At 73.7% G+C, this 18,654-nt stretch carries 18 protein-coding genes and 1 pseudogene; 10 read left to right on the forward strand and 9 right to left on the reverse strand.

All coding sequences use genetic code 11. From position 1 onward, the window contains the following. The first annotated feature begins 3 nt into the window (after window positions 1-3). Window positions 4-1,032: a LacI family DNA-binding transcriptional regulator gene (locus PZC42_RS13845; RefSeq protein WP_277212101.1), complete on the forward strand. Its 1,029-nt coding sequence runs from the start codon at window positions 4-6 to the stop codon at window positions 1,030-1,032. A gap of 49 nt (window positions 1,033-1,081) precedes the next feature. Here the strand turns inward: PZC42_RS13845 and PZC42_RS13850 are convergent, their stop codons facing one another. From PZC42_RS13850 to PZC42_RS13860, 3 genes are all read right to left on the reverse strand, one after another. Beyond that, window positions 1,082-1,453, reverse strand: a complete 372-nt coding sequence (locus PZC42_RS13850) for an STAS domain-containing protein (protein ID WP_277212103.1) — start codon at window positions 1,451-1,453, stop codon at window positions 1,082-1,084. A gap of 132 nt (window positions 1,454-1,585) precedes the next feature. Next, window positions 1,586-2,080, reverse strand: coding sequence for an aminoacyl-tRNA deacylase (locus PZC42_RS13855; protein WP_277212105.1), 495 nt, complete (start codon window positions 2,078-2,080; stop codon window positions 1,586-1,588). Window positions 2,081-2,174: 94 nt separating this feature from the next. Further along, on the reverse strand, window positions 2,175-4,388 hold the full coding sequence (locus tag PZC42_RS13860) for a M15 family metallopeptidase (protein WP_277212106.1): 2,214 nt from the start codon (window positions 4,386-4,388) through the stop codon (window positions 2,175-2,177). A gap of 152 nt (window positions 4,389-4,540) precedes the next feature. On the opposite strand from PZC42_RS13860, the gene PZC42_RS13865 reads away from it, so the two are divergent. From PZC42_RS13865 to PZC42_RS13875, 3 genes are all read left to right on the forward strand, one after another. After that, window positions 4,541-5,332, forward strand: a complete 792-nt coding sequence (locus tag PZC42_RS13865; protein ID WP_277212108.1) for a LamB/YcsF family protein — start codon at window positions 4,541-4,543, stop codon at window positions 5,330-5,332. Continuing rightward, a complete protein-coding gene (locus tag PZC42_RS22575) occupies window positions 5,329-6,981 on the forward strand; it encodes a 5-oxoprolinase subunit B/C family protein (RefSeq protein WP_277212110.1) in 1,653 nt (550 codons plus the stop codon). Before PZC42_RS13865 ends, PZC42_RS22575 begins: the two co-directional genes overlap by 4 nt. 74 nt (window positions 6,982-7,055) lie before the next feature. Continuing rightward, on the forward strand, window positions 7,056-7,520 hold the full coding sequence (locus tag PZC42_RS13875) for a hypothetical protein (protein ID WP_277212112.1): 465 nt from the start codon (window positions 7,056-7,058) through the stop codon (window positions 7,518-7,520). A gap of 4 nt (window positions 7,521-7,524) precedes the next feature. Here the strand turns inward: PZC42_RS13875 and PZC42_RS13880 are convergent, their stop codons facing one another. Then, a complete protein-coding gene (locus PZC42_RS13880) occupies window positions 7,525-8,796 on the reverse strand; it encodes an amidohydrolase (protein WP_277212113.1) in 1,272 nt (423 codons plus the stop codon). 169 nt (window positions 8,797-8,965) lie between these two features. On the opposite strand from PZC42_RS13880, the gene PZC42_RS13885 reads away from it, so the two are divergent. After that, window positions 8,966-9,382, forward strand: a complete 417-nt coding sequence (locus PZC42_RS13885; protein ID WP_277212115.1) for an Hsp20/alpha crystallin family protein — start codon at window positions 8,966-8,968, stop codon at window positions 9,380-9,382. 161 nt (window positions 9,383-9,543) lie between these two features. Further along, window positions 9,544-10,839 carry an ABC transporter substrate-binding protein gene (locus tag PZC42_RS13890; protein WP_277212117.1) on the forward strand — a complete coding sequence of 432 codons (1,296 nt, stop codon included), beginning with the start codon at window positions 9,544-9,546 and terminating at the stop codon, window positions 10,837-10,839. A gap of 78 nt (window positions 10,840-10,917) precedes the next feature. Here the strand turns inward: PZC42_RS13890 and PZC42_RS13895 are convergent, their stop codons facing one another. Both PZC42_RS13895 and PZC42_RS13900 read right to left on the reverse strand, forming a co-directional pair. After that, window positions 10,918-12,279 carry a M20 family metallopeptidase gene (locus PZC42_RS13895; protein WP_277212119.1) on the reverse strand — a complete coding sequence of 454 codons (1,362 nt, stop codon included), beginning with the start codon at window positions 12,277-12,279 and terminating at the stop codon, window positions 10,918-10,920. Window positions 12,280-12,304: 25 nt separating this feature from the next. Next, complete coding sequence (locus PZC42_RS13900; RefSeq protein ID WP_277212121.1) at window positions 12,305-12,568, reverse strand: hypothetical protein; 264 nt, start codon at window positions 12,566-12,568, stop codon at window positions 12,305-12,307. A 113-nt stretch (window positions 12,569-12,681) separates the two neighbouring features. Here PZC42_RS13900 and PZC42_RS13905 point away from each other — a divergent pair, with 113 nt between their 5' ends. Further along, the gene (locus tag PZC42_RS13905; protein WP_277212124.1) at window positions 12,682-13,404 is read left to right on the forward strand and encodes a class I SAM-dependent methyltransferase; all 723 of its coding nucleotides are present in this window, start codon (window positions 12,682-12,684) and stop codon (window positions 13,402-13,404) included. 47 nt (window positions 13,405-13,451) lie between these two features. Here the strand turns inward: PZC42_RS13905 and PZC42_RS13910 are convergent, their stop codons facing one another. Continuing rightward, window positions 13,452-14,300 (reverse strand): siderophore-interacting protein, encoded by an 849-nt coding sequence (locus tag PZC42_RS13910; protein ID WP_277212126.1) that lies wholly within the window; start codon window positions 14,298-14,300, stop codon window positions 13,452-13,454. A gap of 78 nt (window positions 14,301-14,378) precedes the next feature. On the opposite strand from PZC42_RS13910, the gene PZC42_RS13915 reads away from it, so the two are divergent. Beyond that, window positions 14,379-14,798, forward strand: a complete 420-nt coding sequence (locus tag PZC42_RS13915; RefSeq protein ID WP_277212128.1) for a hypothetical protein — start codon at window positions 14,379-14,381, stop codon at window positions 14,796-14,798. A 67-nt stretch (window positions 14,799-14,865) separates the two neighbouring features. On the opposite strand, the gene PZC42_RS13920 is transcribed toward PZC42_RS13915, so the two are convergent. Beyond that, on the reverse strand, window positions 14,866-15,996 hold the full coding sequence (locus tag PZC42_RS13920; RefSeq protein WP_277212130.1) for an epoxide hydrolase family protein: 1,131 nt from the start codon (window positions 15,994-15,996) through the stop codon (window positions 14,866-14,868). Between the two features lie 118 nt (window positions 15,997-16,114). On the opposite strand from PZC42_RS13920, the gene PZC42_RS13925 reads away from it, so the two are divergent. After that, window positions 16,115-17,083 (forward strand): helix-turn-helix transcriptional regulator, encoded by a 969-nt coding sequence (locus PZC42_RS13925; protein WP_277212132.1) that lies wholly within the window; start codon window positions 16,115-16,117, stop codon window positions 17,081-17,083. An 81-nt stretch (window positions 17,084-17,164) separates the two neighbouring features. Here the strand turns inward: PZC42_RS13925 and PZC42_RS22665 are convergent. Next, window positions 17,165-18,025 (reverse strand): annotated as a pseudogene (locus tag PZC42_RS22665) (DMT family transporter); the annotation flags it as partial. Between PZC42_RS22665 and PZC42_RS13935 the strand changes: the two are divergent. Continuing rightward, window positions 18,024-18,635: a TetR/AcrR family transcriptional regulator gene (locus PZC42_RS13935; protein WP_277212136.1), complete on the forward strand. Its 612-nt coding sequence runs from the start codon at window positions 18,024-18,026 to the stop codon at window positions 18,633-18,635. The pseudogene PZC42_RS22665 and the gene PZC42_RS13935 sit on opposite strands and share 2 nt — an antisense overlap. Window positions 18,636-18,654 lie beyond the last annotated feature (19 nt).

Here is an 18,654-nt window from a genome sequence, read left to right on the forward strand (position 1 = left end):
GGCGTGAAGCCGACCATGAGCGACGTGGCGCGCACCGCCGGCGTGTCCGCGATGACGGTCTCCAACGTGCTGACCGGACGGCGGCACGTGAGCCCGGCGACGCGGTCACGCGTGGAGCAGGCCGCCGCCGCGCTCGGCTACGAGCTCAACCTCACCGCCCGTCATCTGCGGGCCGGGCGCACCGACACCGTGGCCCTCGTGGTGCCGCACTTCGACCATCCCTACTTCGGCGAGCTCGCCGCCCGGCTCGCCGCCCTCCTCGCCGCCGAGGACCGACACCTCGTCGTCGAGCAGACCGGGGCGAGCCGGGAGGCCGAGCTCGCCGCCGTCTCCCAGGCCCGCTGGCAGCTCTACGACGGCGTGCTGCTGTCCGTGGTCGGCATGTCCGCCGCGGACCTCGACGACCTGCACACGTCGGTCCCCCTGGTGCTGCTCGGCGAGCAGGAGATGCCGGCCCGCTACGACCACGTCCGCATGGACAACGTCGCCGGCGCCCGGCTCGCCACCGCCCACCTGCTGGCCACCGGATCGCGCCGGATCGCCGTCGTCGGCGGCGCCGACCCCGACCCCGCGTCCGGCATGAAGCCCGCGCGCACCCTCGGCTGGACCCTGGCGCACGCCGACGCCGGCACGGACCCGGCACCCGAGCTGCTCGTCCGCGCCCCCGCCGACCTCACCTCCGGCCGCGACGCCGTCCGACGACTCGTCGCCGACGGGATCGAGTTCGACGCCGTCTTCGCCGTCACCGACACGCTCGCCACGGGCGTCCTCGCCGGGCTCGCCGAGGCAGGGGTGCGGGTTCCCGACGACGTGCAGGTGATCGGGTTCGACAACCTCGCCTCGTCGGAGTTCACCGTGCCCGCCCTGTCCACCGTGGACCCCGGGCACGAACGGATGGTCACCGAGGCGCTCCGCCTCCTCGACGCCGTCGCCCGCGGGCCGGCAGGCGGGGCCGACGGCGGAACAGGCGCCCGGGAGCACGTCATCTCACCGGCCCGGCTCGTCCACCGCGCCACCGCCCGCGCCCGCTGAGCGCCCACGAGGTGACGCCGTCGGGCACGCCCGCCCCACAGGGCCAGGGCTACGCGCCCGCGGGCTGCTCCTCGCGCAGGACGGGGATGCGCCCGGCCATCCCGACCATGTCGAGGACCTCGACCACGGCCTCGGACGGCTCGAGCAGGCGCACCGGCGCACCGGTCTCCTGACCGAGCATGTAGATCTGCAGGATGAAGGCCACGCCCGACGAGTCGAGGAACGTCACGTCGCGGACGTCCAGGACGATCGGTGTCACGTCGCGACGCGCGACGACGGTGCTCATCGCGTCGCTCGCCGCCTCACGCAGTGCGGCATCGACCTCGCCCCAGAGGGTCAGGTAGGTGCCGTCCTCCTGGTGCTGGCAGGAGATGCCAGAACCGGGATCGGGCTCGAGTTCCGTGGTGCGGTCGATGTCCATGGGGTGTCAGGCTCCCGTAGTGCCGTCGGCGGCCGAGCGTGGCTCTTCTCCCCCCGACGAAAGAGCCACGGGTCGAGTGTTCACCCGTCTTGCCGATTCGTCCAGTGGAACCACACGATCGTCGTCAGAGGTTCACCCGCCGGGCAGCGGCTCCGGGTCGGTGACGTCGGCGACCTGCGCGCCGAGCACGCGCAGCAAGTCCTCGGCGTCGAGCGTCGCCGCCACGCCGTGACCTCCCGCACCGACCGAGACGCGACCCGCGCCCGGGATCGTGGCGTCGGCGATCACGGGCCACGCGACGAGCGAGCCGAACGGCGTGATCGTGCCGCGCTCGTACCCCGTGACGTCACGGGCGACGGCGGCGTCCGGCATCGACAGCCGGTTCACCCCGAGCACCGACCGGAGCCTCGCCCAGGCGATGGTCCGCCCGCCCGGGACGAGCACGAACAGGAAGTCACCCTCGCCGCGGCGCACCACGAGCGTCTTGAGGACCTGCTGCGGATCGAGCCCACGAGCCGCAGCCGCAGCGGCGAGACTGCCGACCGGTGCGTGCCGGGTGAGCTCGAACGTCACCCCCGCCGCCTCGAGGGCCTGGCGGGCGCGCTGCTCGGTATCGGACTCCGTCATGGCTGCTCAGCGAGCACGCGCTGCGCCGTCCCGGGTGTGCACCGGCGGCAGCCCTCGTCAAGGAAGCGACCGGGCTCGCGGGGACGCTGCTCCGTCACTCCTCGTCCGGGTCGTTCAGCTTGGCGACGTTGCCGAGCAGCGTGCCGGTCAGGCTCTGGCCGTCCACCGGCTCCTCGCAGTCGGTGGTCTCGTCACCGCCGTCGGAGGTGTCCTCGGTCTGCCCTTCATCATCGGCCGGAGCGCCGGCATCGCAGTCGATCGGCTCGGTCGGCCCCGGCTCGGTCGGCCCCGGCTCGGTCGGCTCCGGCGACGGGCTCGGTTCCGGCGACGGGCTCGGCTTCGGCGACGGGCTCGGCTTCGGCGACGGGTCGGTCGGCTTCGGCGACGGCGACGTGCTGGGCTTCGGCGACGGGCTGGGGCTCGGCTTCGAGTCGCCCTTCTTCTGGTCAGCAGGCTTGTCGTCGTTCTGCTTGCTGCCGCCCGTGGCCTTGTCCGTCGAACCAGCCTTGTCGTTGGCCTTGCCCTGCGAGCCGCCCTTCGAACCAGCCTTGTCCTTCGACGTGTCCTTGGTGTCCTTCGCGGCCGCGGCGCCCTTGTCCTTGCCGCCACCCGACGAGCCGTTGCCGCCGGAGGAACCGCCGGCCGACGACCCACCCGCGGTCTTCACGTCGGCGGTCGAGGTAGCGCGGTCCGGGATCGGGCCCGAGGCGAAGAACTCGAAGTGCCATGGCTCGGGCTTGCTGCCGCCGAGACGCGCCCACGCCGGGTTGTCCCAGCCGTAGTCGGGTCCGTTGACCCGCAGCCACGCGTACTCCGCGGACCTGCCGCTCGAGATCGGGTGCGACAGGTCGACCGCCAGTCCCCACCCGTGGTTCGACGTGCCCGGCACGGCGGCCAGGTGGGGCTTGGCGGCGCGCACCGCAACCTGCCCGGCGTAGGAGCGGTAGGAGTCCGTGATCGGGATGTCGGTGCCGAACTTCGCGCGGTACGCCTTGTTGAGCGCTTCCAGCTGCAGGGCGGCGTCGCACCGGAGCATGTGGCCGGGAGCCCAGGGCAGGGCGCACAGCACCGAGGCCGGGATCCTGCCGTTGCTGTAGCCCGCCGTGGACGCGGCGTGCTGGTCGACGACGGCCCGCAGCGCCGACGAGAGCGAGTTCGCCGCCATGTCCAGCGGCAGCCCGTCGGCCGAGACCGGGGTGCCGTCGTTCGACACGAAGGTTCCGTCGGCCAGCTCGGTGACCGCCGGTCGGATGTCGATGACGAAGGTGGCCGACGCCGGGTCGAGGAGCGTGGACAGCCGCGTCGCCGCCACGACGAGGTCGTCGAAGGTCACGACCTCGTCGTGGTGGTGGTGCTCCTCGTGCTCCTCGTCCGCCTCGTGCTCCACGCCCTCGTGGCCGTCCGCGTCCGGCTCCTCCGCATCGCCGGCGGAACCGACCAGGTCGTCAGGCTCCACCAGGTTGGTCACGCGCAGCGCGCCGTCTCCCGCGAGCAGCTCGTCCAGCGTGGGGAGCTGGAGGCTCGGCACGTCGACCTGCTCGATCGGCTCCAGGTCCGCCGTCGACCGAGGCTCGTCGTCCGCGATGCCGTACTCGATCTCGGGCCTACCGACGTCGACGACGTCCTGCGGGCGCAGCGACCCGCCGTCCCCGTGCCAGGCGTCGTCGCCCTCCGGCCGCTCCGTCACCTCGGCAGGCGGTCGCAGATCGTCGGTGTCGAGGTCGCCGGGCTCGACGAACATCCCGGGCTCCTCGGCGGCGCCGGGCTCCTCCGGATCGTCGGCAGGGTCCGTCGGCAGGGAGTCGACGACGTCGCGCCGGATCTCGGGTGCGCCCACGCGGGGTTCGACGGCGGCCCCCTGCTGAGCGACGTAGATGCTGAGCAGGCCACCGAACTCGGCGGCGGCCTGCTGGACCTCGGGATCGAGCACGCGCCCCGAGTCCAGCGCAGCCAGCTCGGCTCGCTCGACGATGTCGAGAAGCTGGCCCACCGTCGCCGGGCCCGTGGTGGACGAGGTACCGATGACGCCCACGACCACGGGGTCCGGCTCCACGGGCGCGGAGAACCCGGGATGCTCGGGGAACTGGTTCCAGGGGAGGTCGGCCACCGATCCGGCCATGAAGCCGGCGGCGAGGGTGAACGCTGCGGCACCGGCACCCAGGGTGCGCAGCACCGGATGGGCACGCTGCACGGGTGGGTCGGTGCTCGCCGAGGTCTCAGCGACGACGTCGTCGCGGTCTCCCAGGTCACCGTTCTTCTTGAGCGCCACGCGGAACCCCTCTGCCAGCTGCTGTGCTGCCGCACGCATCCTTGCACATCACCGTGCCTCGATGCTGCAGGCAACTCCCCTGGCACCACTCTGCGGTACCGCGACGTGTACCGCCAGTCCTCCGGCCCGATGTCCACCCACTGATCACCCGGTCATCGGCTCGACCGCCGGCACCGGGCACACTAGGATCCATGACCGCTTCCTCCGCGACGGCGATCCCGGGCATCGACCTGAACAGCGATCTCGGCGAGGGGTTCGGGCGCTGGAGCCTCGGCGACGACGACCGCATGCTCGCCGTCGTCTCCAGCGCGAACGTGGCCTGCGGGTTCCATGCCGGCGATCCCGCGACGATGCGCCGCACCGTCTGCGGTGCCGTCGCCCGCGGGGTGACCATCGGCGCGCACGTCGCCTACCGGGATCTCGCAGGGTTCGGACGGCGCACCATGGACGTGCCCAGCGACGAGCTGCGCGCCGACATCGTCTACCAGCTCGGGGCGCTGCAGGCCGTCGCCGCCGCCGAGGGCACCCGCGTCCGGTACGTCAAGCCGCACGGGGCCCTGTACAACACGGCGGCGACCGACGCGCGGGTCGCCGAGGACGTGGCCGCAGCGGTCGCCGCGGTCGACCCGACGCTCGTCGTGCTCGGCCTGCCGGGCAGCGTCGCACTGGACGCGGCGGCCGACGCCGGGCTCGCCACGGCGGCCGAGGCGTTCGCCGACCGGGCGTACACCACGGCCGGGACCCTCGTACCGCGAGGCGAGCCCGGTGCCGTGCTGGACGATGCCCAGGTGGTGGCCGACCGCGTGCTGCGGCTGGTCACGTCAGGCCTCGTCACGGCGGTCGACGGGACCGACGTGGCGGTGCACGCCGACTCGGTGTGCGTGCACGGTGACACCCCCGGCGCGGTCGCGATGGCCGAGCGGGTGCGCAGCGTGCTGGCCGACGCCGGCGTCCGGCTCCGGCCGTTCGTCGGGGACGCGTGAGCCCGCCCGACGGCGCCGTGCCGCCCGACGAGGCCGGGCCGGCGGGCGTCCGGGTCCGGGTCGCGCGGGACGACGCGCTGCTCGTGGAGGTCGCCGACCTCGCGGCCGCGACGGCGCTGCACCGGTCGCTGCGCTCCGAACCGCTCCCCGGCGTCGGGCAGCCGGTCCCGGGCGCGCGGACGGTGCTGGTGCCGTTCGACCCCTGGACCGTCTCCACCGCGACCCTCGCCGCCGAGCTGCGGGCACGGGCCGCGGTGCCGCCGTCGGGCACGGACGACGGAGGGCGCCTCGTGGAGGTTCCCACGGTCTACGACGGCGTGGACCTGGACGACGTCGCGGCGCACCTGGGCTGGAGCACGGCGGAGGTGGTACGACGGCACACCGCCGCACGCTGGACGGTGGGGTTCGTGGGGTTCGCGCCGGGATTCGGCTACCTGGTGGGCGACGACCCGGGGCTGGTGGTTCCCCGCCGGTCCTCTCCGCGCACGCGCGTGCCCGCGGGGGCGGTGGCCCTCGCGGGTGAGTACTCGGGTGTCTATCCGCGCGAGAGCCCGGGCGGGTGGCAGCTCGTCGGCCGCACCGACGTCGTGACGTGGGACGTCCGACGGGACCCGCCCGCGCTGTGGGTGCCCGGCGACCGGGTGCGGTTCGTCGCGGTGCGGGGGTCGGCACGCGGCGCTTCTGCTTCGTTCGGCACTTCCGGCCGCGTTCGGCAGTCCGAACTGCCGAACGAGGCCGGAAGTGCCGAGCGGAGCGGCCTGGAGGTGGTCGACCCTGGCCCGCAGAGCCTCGTGCAGGACCTCGGCCGGCCGGGGCACGCCGATCTCGGCGTGGCCGCCTCGGGCGCCGCCGACCCACGCAGCCTGCGCGCCGCACACCGAGCCGTCGGCAACCCCGTCGGGTCCGCCGCCCTGGAGACGCTCGGCGGTCTGCGGCTCCGAGCGCACGGGCGCTGCATCGTCGCGGTCACCGGCGCACCCGCCCCGCTCGAGGTGGTGCCCGACGGCGGAGACCCCGCCCGGGTCCCCCCGTCCGGCCAGGCGTTCGCGCTGGCCGACGGCGACGAGCTGTCGGTCGGGCCGCCGTCGCGCGGCCTGCGGACCTATGTCGCGCTGCGCGGCGGGCTCGACCTCCCCCCGGTGCTCGGTTCCCGCGCCACCGACGTGCTCTCCGGGCTGGGGCCAGACCCCCTCGCGGCCGGAACGGTCCTGCCCGCCGGGCCGGCGCCCTCGTCCGCCGTGGCAGCCCAAGAAGCTGGAGCGTCCGACCCGGACGCACTGCCGGCACCCGGGGACGTCGTGACGCTGCCCGTGGTGCTCGGGCCGCGCGACGACTGGTTCACCCCCGAGGCGCTGCGACTGCTCACCACGCAGGAGTGGGAGGTGACGTCGCGGTCGAACCGGGTCGGGCTTCGGCTGGCCGGGGACGTGGGCCTGGAGCAGCGCCCCGCCGTCGGCCGGGCGGAGCTGCCGAGCGAAGGGTGCGTCACCGGCGCCCTGCAGGTCCCGCCGGACGGGCAGCCGGTGCTCTTCCTCGCCGACCACCCGCTCACCGGCGGATACCCCGTCGTCGCCGCCGTGCCGACATCGGCACTCTGGCTGGCCGGCCAGGTGCCACCCGGGGCGCGGCTGCGCTTCCGTGTGAACTGAGTGTGCGCAAGATCTCCACTTTCTCTGTGGGGGTGAACACATACATTCCGCGACGTCCCGGGCAGAATCGGACCATGACGTCGACGACGACAAGCACCTCGACCGGGCGAGCACCGGGCCGCGCTGCCGCGGCAGGCCTGCTCGCCGTCACCCTGACGCTCGGCGCCTGCTCCGTCCCGGAGGACGTCGAGCAGTACATCGCCGACGCCCAGGTCCAGGCCGCGAGCCTGGACGCCGACCTTCAACAGCTCGCGGACCAGACCTCCGAGCTCAGCTCAGGACTCGGGGAGGACGTCACGAACGCCGTCGACTCTGCTCAGGCCGCCACCGACGAAGCGCGCGTCGCCCTCGACAAGGCCGCCGAGTCGTCCGACGGCGCCGTGGTGGCGCTCGCCGACGCGCAGGTCGCGCTCGAGGCGGCCTCCGCCGAGGTCAACCACGTCATCGAGCATGCCGACACCACCCCCGAGGTCGTGGCGGCGCTCACCGAGCTGCAGGAGCAGATCAACGCGCTGCGCGGGCAGACGCAGAACGCGTAGCGCCTCAGGCGAGCCACTCCCGGGCCGCGGCGACCAGCAGGTCGACGCCGAGCTCGAGCGTCGGTTCCGGCACGGGCGCGAAGAACGGCGAGTGGTTCGCCGCGACGCTCTCCGGGAGGCTGCCCATGCTGGCGCGCGAGGTGTCGAACCCGTCGAACAGCGCCGCCTCGAACCCGCCCAGGTGCCAGTAGACGAGCGGGGCGCCCGCCGCGGCGGCCAGGTCGCCGACGTCCTCGGACCCTGCCAGCGGAGGCAGCGCGATCGCGAGCGGACGACCGCCCGCGGCCTCGATCGTGCCACGGCGCGACTCCAGCGCGTCGGCGAGGACGCCGCGCGTGCGCTCGGTGGCGTCCGGGTCGTTGACCGTGAGGTGGAACCTCGAGAGCTCCTCGATCTCCGGCGGGCGTGGCGCGCCTGAGGCCTGCGCCTCGGCCTCGACGATCCGCCGGACGGCGCCGAGCACCCGGCCGCGGACGCCCCCGTCGAAGCTGCGGACGTTGACCAGGAGCTCGGCGCGGTCCGGGATGATGTTCGCCTGGGTCCCCGCCCGCACGGAGCCGACGGTGACGACAGCGGCCTCCGTCGCGCCGACCTCCCGCGACACGATCCCCTGCAGCCGCTGGATCGTGGCAGCAGCCATCAGCACCGGGTCGACGGCGCCCTCCGGGCTCGACCCGTGACCGCCCTTGCCGTGCAGCGTGACCCGCCACGAGTCGCCCGCGGCCATGGTGGGGCCCGGTCTGAGGCTCACGACGCCCACCGGGAGCGGCATGACGTGCTGGCCGAGCACGACGTCGGGCGTGGCGACCCGGTCGAACAGACCGTCGTCGACCATGACGCGGGCGCCGCCGCCCTCCTCCTCCGCCGGCTGGAAGAGCACCTGCAGGGTGCCCGACCACTCCTCGCGGTGCTTGGCGAGGTGGCTTGCCGCACCGAGGAGACAGGTGACGTGCACGTCGTGCCCGCACGCGTGCATGGTCCGCGTCTCGTGCCCGTCCCGCGTGGTCGCCGTCTCCGTCGAGGCGTACGGCAGGCCGGTGCGCTCCTCGACCGGCAGCCCGTCCATGTCCGCACGGAGCAGCACGGTGGGCCCGTCTCCCTGGGCTAGGACGCCGACGACGCCGGTGCCCCCGATGCCCTCGTGCACCTCGAAGCCCTCCGCCCGGAGGCGACCGGTGACGATGCCCGCCGTGCGGTGCTCGGCGAAGGCCAGCTCGGGATGGGCGTGCAGGTCGGTGTAGATCTCGGTGAGCTCGGCGGCGGTGAGGGTGCTCATGGTGCTCATCCTGCCCAGGGTGCGCGAGGCGCGCCGGACGAGCGACGGGAGGGAGGGGTTCTCTGGGTGACCTCGCCGGTGACGCGTCGTCCGCCGTGGGCGAACCCGGAAATTGAGTCGGTACGACTCAAGTTGCAACCCTCATCAGCACACGCCCTGAGGAGGAACCATGATCGCCACCCTGACCCGCCCCCCGTTCGCCGACGTCCGGATCCGTGACGCGCGCCGCCTGCCGCTCGCACCCGCCGAGCGCCAGGCCGCACCGGCAGACGTCTACCGTGACGGCGAGGATCTCGTCGCCCGCTTCGACCTGCCGGGCATCGATCCGGCCGAGGACGTCACCGTCGAGGTCGTGGGCCGCAAGCTCGTCGTGCGCGGCGAGCGCAAGGACCACCGCACCGAGGACGCCGAGGGCCGCCGGTTCTCAGAGGTCCGCTACGGCGAGTTCCGTCGCGTCGTCCCGCTGCCGAAGGCCGTGGACGGCGACGCCGTCCGGGCGTCCTACGACGCGGGTGTCCTGACCGTGCGCGTCGGCGGCGTCTTCGCCGGCACGACGCCGCAGCGCATCGAGGTCACCACGGCCTGACGCCGGCGGGCCCCGTCGGCGGAGGGCGGTGCACCTCGCCCTCCGCCGACGTGACGTTCGCGGGTCCGCGGACGAGCACTGGGCATCGCACCGGGACTGTTGTATCGTTTCAAGCCGTGTGGTCGAACCACATGGGAAACGTCCCGAGCAAGGAGGCTCAGATGAGATTCGCCCGCGTGCCCGCCATGGTGGCGACCGTGGCCACCACAGCCCTCGTCCTGACGTCGTGCAGCGGCGACGCGTCACCGAGCGAGACCACGGGCGGGCCCGTCACGCTCACCGTCGCGTGGTGGGGCAACGACGACCGCGCCGCGCGCTACCAGGAGGCGCTGGATCTCTTCACCGAGCAGAACCCCGACATCACGATCCAGTCCTCCTTCACCTCGTTCGACGACTACTGGACCGCCCGCAACACCGAGGCCGCCGCGGGAGCACTGCCGGACGTGATGCAGTTCGACTCCTCGTTCCTGCGCCAGTACGCGCGCACCGGGCAGCTCCTGGACGTCACCCCGTTCCTCGGCGAGGAGATCGACGTCTCCGGGCTCGACGACCAGCTCATCGACTCCGGCCGCATCGAGGACGGCGTCTACGCCGTGCCGACCGCGACCAACACCCTGGCGATGTTCTACAACCCCAGCGTGGTGGACGAGGTCGGCCTGGAACCGCCCTCGGAGGACATCACCTGGGACGAGTACGTCGACTGGGTCGCGGAGTTCAGCGAGGCCGGCGGCGACCTGGACCCTGCGCTCTACGGCTCGAACGACCACACGGGCGTCTTCTGGGCCTTCCTGCAGCACCTGGTGCAGGAGGGCGTCACGCCCTTCACGGACGACGGCCAGATCGGGTTCACCGAGCAGGACATGGCCGACTGGCTCCGCTCCGCCGACGCGCTGCGCGAGTCGGGTGCCTTCTTCCCGGTCGAGCGCAACGAGCAGCTCGCGCCCGAGGGGGGTTTCACGGTGAACGAGCAGGCCGTGGAGATGTCCTGGGACAACTTCCTCGCCGGGTACGTCGCGAGCTCCGGCCAGGACGACATCGCCATGCTGCCCGTCCCGTCCGGGTCGGACGGCGAGAAGCACATGTTCGCCCGGACGTTCCAGATGACCGCGTCCGCGCAGACCCAGCACCCGCAGGAGGTCGCCGCGCTGCTCGACTTCTTCGTCAACGAGCCGGAGGTGGGGCGCATCTTCGGCACGTCGAAGGGCGTTCCCGCCGTCGCCGCCCAACGGGACGCGATGGAGCTCGAGCCCGGCTCCGTCGACCAGCGGGTCGTCGACTACGAGGAGGCGGTCGCCGATCAGATCACCGAGCCGGCGCCCCTGCCCGTCGAGGGCTTCGGCTCCATCGAGGCCGAGTACAAGCGCCTCGGCGAGGAGCTCGCCTACGGCACCCTCACCGTCGACGAGTTCGCCGAGCAGTGGTTCGCCTTCGCGGACGACGCCGTCGGAGCGATGTAGAGCACGCGCCGAGCGTCTCGGTTCGGCACGGTTTCGGCCTTCGAACCGTGCCGAACCGAGACGTTCGGCGATGGCGGGTCAGTCGAAGTAGCGCGGCACGTCGATCGCCCCGCCGGCCGTCGCGAACTCCTTGTCCACGGCCTCACGCAGGACCGGGTCGCACAGGTAGTCCAGCGCCGTCTGCGCGAGCCCGGCGGCACCGTCGACGGCGGCACGCTCGGCGTCCGGACCGCCCGCGGCCTCCGCGAACGCCTCGGTGTGCAGCGCCACGGAGGGGTCGGCCACCTGGATGAGGGGGTGCATCCCGGGCACCCGGAAGCTGACGTTGCCGAAGTCCGTCGACGCCGCCAGCGTCTCGGACACGACCCCGCCGGGCAGCACGTCCCGCCCGCGCGCCCGTTGCGCCGCCACCCACCGGCGCGTCAGTGTCTGGTTGGTCCGCACGGGCAGCGAGGGGTGCGCGCCGTCGTCCCAGTCGATCTGCACCTCGGTGCCGGTCATGAGGGCGGCGCCGCGGGCGACGTCGTCCAGCCGACGGGACAGGTCACGCAGGGTGTCCGGGTACTTCGAGCGGGCGTAGAGATGCATCACCGCCCGCTCGGTGATGATGCTGGGCCGGGTGCCGCCCTCGACGATCGTGGCGTGCACGCGGTCCGACGGCGGCATCTGCTGCCGCAGCAGCCCGATGCCCTGGTAGGCCAGGGTCGCGGCGTCCAGGGCGTTGCGACCCATGAACGGCTGCGCGGAGGCGTGCGCGGCCCGGCCCGTGAACGTCCAGGTCAGCAGCCGCCGGCCGAGCCACACCTGGTCCGCGACGTCGACGCCGTACGGGTGCACCATGATCGCGGCGTCGACGTCGTCGAACGCGCCGGCACGCGCCAGGACCTCCTTGCCGCTGCGCCCCTCCTCGGCAGGCGTGCCGAGCAGCACCACCCGGCCCGACGGCGCGTCCGGGCCGCGCATCACGTCGCGCAGCGCCAGGAACGCCCCCACCCCGGCCGCGGCGATCACGTTGTGGCCGCAGGCGTGACCGATGACGGGCAGCGCGTCGTACTCCGCACAGATCGCGATCGTCGGCCCGGCGGCCGCGCCGGGGCCCGTCAGCTCCGCGCGGAACGCCGTGTCGACGCCGTGCACCCCGAGCCGCGCCTCGATGCCGTGCTCGGCGACGACGTCCACGAGCAGCCGGGCGCTCTCGTGCTCCTCGAACGCGGTCTCCGGGTTCGCGTGCAACGACCGCACGATCCGGGTCAGGTCGGGCGCGAGCGAGGCAACCCGCGACTCGACCGCGGCGCGCAACGCGGCCGGAGCGCCGCCGTCGTCCACCGGCCCGGGCTCCGCTGCCTGCGCCGCGAGCGCCACACGACGGCGTTCCTCGGTCTCGTCGACGACGTGATCGAGGTAGGCGGTGCTGGGCGGGGGCGGACCATCCACAGACATGCGGCCATCGTACGGACGGCGGCCGTCACACCCGCCGGGGAAGAGCGTGCTCGATCCTGCGCACCAGCCGGTAGATGCCCTCCGACAGCCTGGCGATCCCCACGAGGAGGCCCAGAACCCCGCCCAGAACCAGGAGGATCCAGTCGTCGTTGCCGAACGCCAGGACCGTGCCGAGGATCGTGCCGCACAGCGAGAGGACCGTGACCCCGAAGCCGAAGGCCAGTGGCCAGGCAGCGGAGGGCTCGGCCTCGATGCGGGCGGGCCGGTCAGGAGAAGGCTTCGGCAGCATGTCACGGCAGGCTAGCGGAACGCCGGTCGACGCCGTTTGCCGGTCCGGCAACGCCGCTTCTCCTCCGAGGGCGGCCCGAGGACGATGGGTGGCCCCACGACCAGGAGGCACCCATGCCCCTCGAAGTCCGCATGCTCGACGACGTCCGCCCGGACGAGTCCGCCCACGAGTTCCTGCCCGGTATGTCCCGCGGCGGGCTGATGCCCTGGTACGACCTGGTCGCCCGCTTCCGCGGCCTGAGCCGCCTGTACCGCCGGACGGTCGAGCTCGCGCAGATCGGCCCCGGGCAGCACGTGCTCGACGTCGGCTGCGGCACCGGGAACCTGTCGCGCGAGGTGCTGCGCGCCGCCCCGGAGGTCGTCGTCACCGGGCTGGACCCCGACGGCGACTCGCTGCGCCGCGCGGCCCGCAAGCTCCGCCGTCGTCGGCGCGGGGAGGTGACCCTGGTGCGCGGGTTCGCCCACCGGCTGCCGGTGCCGGACGCGAGCCAGGACCACGTGGTCTCCTCCCTGGCGCTGCACCACGTGCCGGCCGACGAGAAGGAGCGCCTCGCCGCGGAGATCGTGCGCGTGCTGCGCCCCGGCGGGAGCGTCACCGTCGCGGACTTCGCCGGGGACCACGCGAGCAGGCACGGTCACGAGAACCAGCGCCGGCACGTCGAGCCAGGTCATCGGCCCGGCCATGGTCCGGGCAGCCGCACTCACGACGCCGACAACGCGGACGGCGGCATCGAACGGCTCCTCACCACGGCCGGGCTGCACGACGCCCGCGCGCTGGGACGGATGCCGCTGCTGGGCGACTCGGTGGTGTTCGTGCGGGCCCGCCGCCTGGCCTGAGCTCCGCGCGACGCTCGTCCTCCGGGGGTTCCGCCCGGGGTCTGACGTCAGTCCGGGTCGCTCGGGTCCAGCGGCTCGTCGGGGTCGAGGTTGACCGTGCCGCGACGCCAGTAGCCGCGGATCGCGAGCTGGTCGGGGCGCGCGCCGAGCTCGCGTCGCAGGTAGCGGCGCACGGGCACCAGCTCACCGGCCTCGCCGAGCGCGACGAGGAACTCACCGTCGTCCAGGCCGCCGAGGGAGCGCACGGCCTCGACGAGCTGCCCCGGCCCGTCGGTCCGGTAGAGGATCTCCACGTCCGCATGGCCGAGCTCCGCCTCCACGAACGCCTCGTCGACCTCGTCGCCGATCTCCACGATCGCCGTCACGCGGACGTCCGGCCCGACGGCCTCGACCCAGCGGGCCGCGGCGGGCAGCCCGGTCTCGTCGACGACCACGGTCAGCCGGTCGACGCCCTCCGGCACACCGACGCTCTCGCGCGGCCCTGCGAGCACCACCTCGTCACCGACCGCCGCTCGGGAGGCCCAGGCCGACGCCGGTCCGTCGTCGCCGTGCAGCACCCAGTCGATGTCCACCTCGGCGGCGCCGTCCACGGTCCGCTGCGCGCGCACCGTGCACTCCCTCGAGATCGACACCACAGCGGTGGGGCGCTGGATCCCGCCGTCCGGTGCCAGGGTCGGAGCGTGCAGCTCGCCCGTGGCCGGGTCGGGCAGGAAGACCTTGACGTGGTCTTCCGGGCCTGGCGCCCGCAGCGCGGCGAGGGACGACGGCGCGGCCGGGTCCGCGCCGTCGACGTCCCGGAACGTGGTGCGCAGCATCGATCCGGTGAGCCGCCGGACGGCATGGACGCGGACGCGGCGCGGGATCAGGTCGAGCGGGGTGCGAGGTCGGGTCAACACCCGTCGATCCCATCACGGATGCGCAAGCCGGAGACGTTCGCCCTGGTGCACGCCCGCCGGGTCCGGGACACTGGGGTCATGACCGATCCGTACCAGCCGCCGCAGCCGTACTCGAACTCGGGCTCGTCGGGCACGCCCGCCGGTGAACCACGGCCCGGGACGCCGCAGCCACCGCCGGGCTACAGCCAGCAGCCTGGCACCCCGCCGCCCGGGTACCAGGCCGCGGGCTACCCGCCCCCGTACGCCCCGGACCCGCCCGGCAAGACGATGGGGATCATCGGTTTCGTGCTGGCGTTCGTGCTCGCGCCCGCCGGGATCATCGTGTCCGCAATGGCGCTGTCCGAGTCGAAGAAGGTCGGCTACGACAACGTGCTGGGCAAGTGGGGCTTCTGGCTGTCGATCGTCTTCACCGGGATCGGGGTGCTGATCGTCCTCGCGTACGTGCTGTTCTTCGTGCTGTTCATCGGCGCGATGGGTGCGGCCGCCGGCGCCTACTGAGTCGCAGCCGGACCGACGCCGACGGGCGGTGCTCACGCTGCGTGAGCACCGCCCCGGCGGGGCAAGATCAGGCGAAGAACGCCCGCAGGTCGGCGACGACGTCGTCCGGCACCTCGAGGGCGGCGAAGTGTCCGCCGCGCGGGAACTCGGACCAGTGCTCGATCCGGGCGTTGTCACGCTCGGCGAAGCTCCGGATCGTCTGGAAGTCGTCGGCGAAGACGGCCACCCCGATCCGACCGGTGCTGACCACGGGCTCCGCCCCGGCACGCCGCTCGGCGTGGTACTGGCGCACCGCCGTGGCGTAGGAGTTGGTCAGCCAGTAGAGCGTCGCCTGCGCCAGCACCTGCTCGGGCCGCACCAGGGACGTGCCGTTGCCGAAGCTCTCGAAGAGCTCGTGGTAGGCGAGCACCGCGACCGGCGAGTCCGCGAGCCCGGCGGCGACCGTCTGCGGCCGGGACGCGTTCATCGCGTTGTACGCGCCCACGGACTGGAACCACTGCATGTGCTCCAGCGCGGCGAACTCCTTCGGCCCGAACCCGTCCATCTCGCCGTCGGCCCCGGACGGGAACGAGAAGAGCTGGAGCACGTGCGCCCCGCGGAAGCCCTCGGGGTCGACGACGGCGAGCTCCCGGCTGACGAGCGCCCCGTTGTCGCTGCCGTGCACGCCGTAGGAGTCGTAGCCGAGCCCGCGCATGAGGGTGTCGTAGGCCCGGGCGACCCGCGCCGTCGTCCAGCTCTCGCCGACCAGCGGCGTCGAGAACCCGAACCCGGGCACCGAGGGGATGACCAGGTGGAACGCGTCCTCGGCGCGGCCGCCGTGGGCGACCGGGTCCACGAGCGGGTCGATCATGTCGAGGAAGTCGAGCACGGAGCCGGGGTAGGTGTGCGCCAGCAGCAGCGGCGTCGCGTCCGCGTGCTCGGAGCGGACGTGCAGGAAGTGGATCGGCTGGCCGTCGATCTCGGTGCGGAAGCCCGGGTAGGCGCCCAGGCGCGCCTCGACCGCCCGCCAGTCGAAGCTCTTCCAGCGCTCGACCATGTCCCGCAGGTACGACTCGGGCGTGCCGTACTCCCAGGAGTCACCGGGGGCGGCCGGCGCGAACCGGGTGCGCTCGAGGCGCTCGCGCAGGTCGTCCAGGTCCGCCTGCGGGACCTCGACGGCGAAGGGGCGGATCGTGAGCTCGGTGGTGGTGGTGTCCATGGCGACTCTCCCTGTCTTGGTGCGGGCGGGCTGCCTCGCTGTCTCCGACAGTACGAGGGGTTCAGGAACGTTCCGCTCCTTTATTCTGAGCATGTCGAACTTCTCTCGGGAGGGCCTGATGACCACCACCGCGAGCGCCACGGCCGCCCGCCTGCTGACGCTGCTCGGCCTGCTGCAGTCCCGCCCGGACTGGACCGGTCCCGAGCTCGCCGAGCGGCTCGACGTCACCGCCCGCACCGTCCGCCACGACGTCGCCCGCCTGCGCGACCTCGGCTACCCGGTCGACGCCGTCCGCGGCCCCGGCGGGCGCTACCGCCTCGGTGCCGGGGCGCGCCTGCCGCCGCTCCTGCTCGACGACGCCGAGGCGGTCGCCGTCGCGGTCGGACTGCGCAGCGCCACCGGGACCGCCGGGTTCGAGGAGTCCGGCCAGTCCGCACTGACCAAGCTGGAGCAGGTCATGCCGGAGCGTCTGCGGCGGCAGCTCGCCGCCCTGCGGTCCGCCAGCACCGCCGGGCCGGCGAACACGGACTCCGACGTCACGGACCCCGCCGTCGATCCCGACGCCCTGACCGCCGTCGCCACCGCGATCCGCGACCACCAGGGGCTGCGCTGCTTCTACCGCGAGGAGCCGCTCGAGCTTGAGCCGTACCACCTGGTCTCCTGGCAGCGCCGTTGGTTCCTCGTGGGGCGCGACGTCCGGACCGGGACCTGGGCGCCGTACCGCGTGGACTGGCTTGAGCTGCGCACGCCGGGCGGACGGCGCTTCGCACCGGAGCCCTTCCCCGGCGACCTCACCGAGTTCGTGGTCCGCGAGGTCGCGCGGACGGGCTGGGCCGTCCACGCCCGCATCACCGTCGACGCCACGGCCGAGGACGTGCTCGCGCGGATCAACCCGGCGGTCGGCACGGTCGAGCCGCTGCCCGACGGCCGCTGCGTGCTCGTCACCGGCGGCGACAGCGTCGAGACGGTCGCGGTGTGGATCGGCATGCTCGGGTTCGACTTCCGCGCCACCGAGCCACCCGGGCTGGTGGCGCACCTGCGCGTGCTGGCCGCCCGCTACGCGCGGGCCGTCCCCGACTCCGGCTGACGAGACGGCTCGGTCCCGGCGCGCCACCAGCCAGACGGCCACCGCGCACACGAGCGCCCCCGGGATCGCGAGCAGCCCGGGCACCTGGCCGAGCTGCAACCCCGCCCACACCGCGGTGACCGGCGGTGTGAGGTAGAGCAGCGTGCTCGCGGCCTGCGGCCCGCTCCGTCGCAGCACCACGAGGTAGCACCCGTACCCGCCGACCGTCGCCAGGACCACCAACCACACGACGGCCACCCAGAACCGGGGCGCGCCCTCGGGCGGCGCCAGCCGACCGGTCACGGCCGCGATGCCGACGAGGGCCGCGCCCGCCGCGAGGGTGTGCACGGCCAGGTCGCCGAGGAGGTCACCGCCGTCGGGCGCCCGACGCTCCAGGACCGTCCCCAGGGACATCGACAGCATGCCGCCGAGCGGGAGCAGGTACACCCACCACGGCGCCGTCCCCTGCCCGAGATCGCCGAGCACGACCAGCAGGACACCCGCCAACCCGAGGAGCAGCCCGAGGCGCTGGCCCGGCGTGGTGCGCTCGCCCCACCCCGCGTGCGCCAGCACCGCCACGACCAGCGGCTGCAGCGCGGCGACGAGCGCCGCCGTCCCGGGATCCACCCCCAGCCCGACACCCCCGATGATCCCGCCCAGGTAGCCGGCCTGGGTCAGCAGGCCGACGACGACGGCGTGGCGCGTGCGCCGGTGCGGCACGCGACCGCGGCGAGCGCGCAGCACGGCGAGGACCGCGACGGCCAGCGCGCCGGCGAGCAGGTACCGCCAGGCGAGCAGGGTCAGCGGCGAGGCGTCCTGCGTGCCCAGCTCGGCTCCGATGAAGCCGGAGCTCCAGAACACGACCAGACCGACGGCCGCCAGGGTGTCTCGTCTCATGGCAGCGACGTAACCATACCGGTCTGTATACTCGCAGTACCCTCTTGACACCGCGGAGCACACCATGCCGACCACGCTCGAGACCCCCGCCCCGATCTTCGCCGAGCCCGAGCTCACCCCGGCCGGCCACAGCCTCCTCGACGCCGCCAGCGAGCTCTTCTACGCCCGCGGCATCCGCGCCGTCGGCGTCGACCTCGTCGCCCTCGAGGCGGGCACGACGAAGAAGACGCTCTACGACCGCTTCGGGTCCAAGGACCGCCTCGTCGCCCAGTACCTCACCCGGCGCGGGGCCCGCTGGCAGCACCACGTCCTGTCGCTCGTCGCGGCACAGCCCGACCCCCGACAGCGCGTGCTCACGGTCTTCGACGCGCTCCAGGAGTGGCACGCCGGCCAGGACCGCGGGTGCGCCTTCGTCAACGCGCACGCCGAGGTAGGCGCCGACGATCCCGCCACCCGCGACGTCGTCCGCCGCGAGAAGGACTGGATGCGGCGGCTCTTCGTCGCCCTCGCCAGCGGTGCCGGGCTCACCGACCCCCAGACGGCCGGCGCGTCCGTCCACCTGCTCTACGAGGGCGCCCTGGTGCTCTCCACGGCCGGCGGGCACCCGGCCGCGCTGGCCGAGGCCCGCACCGCGGTGGACGCGCTCCTGGCAGCATCAGCACGCGGCGACGAATGAGCTTGCGGGGCCTGGGAGA

It is taken from the genome of Isoptericola croceus (assembly GCF_029382255.1).
In the GTDB taxonomy this organism is placed as follows: Bacteria; Actinomycetota; Actinomycetes; order Actinomycetales; family Cellulomonadaceae; genus Isoptericola; species Isoptericola croceus.

Excerpts from the sequence above, each read along its gene's own strand:
- PZC42_RS13850 (WP_277212103.1), bottom strand. The coding sequence starts at position 1,453 with ATGGACATCGACCGCACCACGGAACTCGAGCCCGATCCCGGTTCTGGC.
- PZC42_RS13855 (WP_277212105.1), bottom strand. The coding sequence starts at position 2,080 with ATGACGGAGTCCGATACCGAGCAGCGCGCCCGCCAGGCCCTCGAGGCG.
- PZC42_RS13860 (WP_277212106.1), bottom strand. The coding sequence starts at position 4,388 with ATGCGTGCGGCAGCACAGCAGCTGGCAGAGGGGTTCCGCGTGGCGCTC.
- PZC42_RS13865 (WP_277212108.1), top strand. The coding sequence starts at position 4,541 with ATGACCGCTTCCTCCGCGACGGCGATCCCGGGCATCGACCTGAACAGC.
- PZC42_RS13875 (WP_277212112.1), top strand. The coding sequence starts at position 7,056 with ATGACGTCGACGACGACAAGCACCTCGACCGGGCGAGCACCGGGCCGC.
- PZC42_RS13880 (WP_277212113.1), bottom strand. The coding sequence starts at position 8,796 with ATGAGCACCCTCACCGCCGCCGAGCTCACCGAGATCTACACCGACCTG.
- PZC42_RS13885 (WP_277212115.1), top strand. The coding sequence starts at position 8,966 with ATGATCGCCACCCTGACCCGCCCCCCGTTCGCCGACGTCCGGATCCGT.
- PZC42_RS13890 (WP_277212117.1), top strand. The coding sequence starts at position 9,544 with ATGAGATTCGCCCGCGTGCCCGCCATGGTGGCGACCGTGGCCACCACA.
- PZC42_RS13895 (WP_277212119.1), bottom strand. The coding sequence starts at position 12,279 with ATGTCTGTGGATGGTCCGCCCCCGCCCAGCACCGCCTACCTCGATCAC.
- PZC42_RS13900 (WP_277212121.1), bottom strand. The coding sequence starts at position 12,568 with ATGCTGCCGAAGCCTTCTCCTGACCGGCCCGCCCGCATCGAGGCCGAG.
- PZC42_RS13905 (WP_277212124.1), top strand. The coding sequence starts at position 12,682 with ATGCCCCTCGAAGTCCGCATGCTCGACGACGTCCGCCCGGACGAGTCC.
- PZC42_RS13915 (WP_277212128.1), top strand. The coding sequence starts at position 14,379 with ATGACCGATCCGTACCAGCCGCCGCAGCCGTACTCGAACTCGGGCTCG.
- PZC42_RS13920 (WP_277212130.1), bottom strand. The coding sequence starts at position 15,996 with ATGGACACCACCACCACCGAGCTCACGATCCGCCCCTTCGCCGTCGAG.
- PZC42_RS13925 (WP_277212132.1), top strand. The coding sequence starts at position 16,115 with ATGACCACCACCGCGAGCGCCACGGCCGCCCGCCTGCTGACGCTGCTC.
- PZC42_RS13935 (WP_277212136.1), top strand. The coding sequence starts at position 18,024 with ATGCCGACCACGCTCGAGACCCCCGCCCCGATCTTCGCCGAGCCCGAG.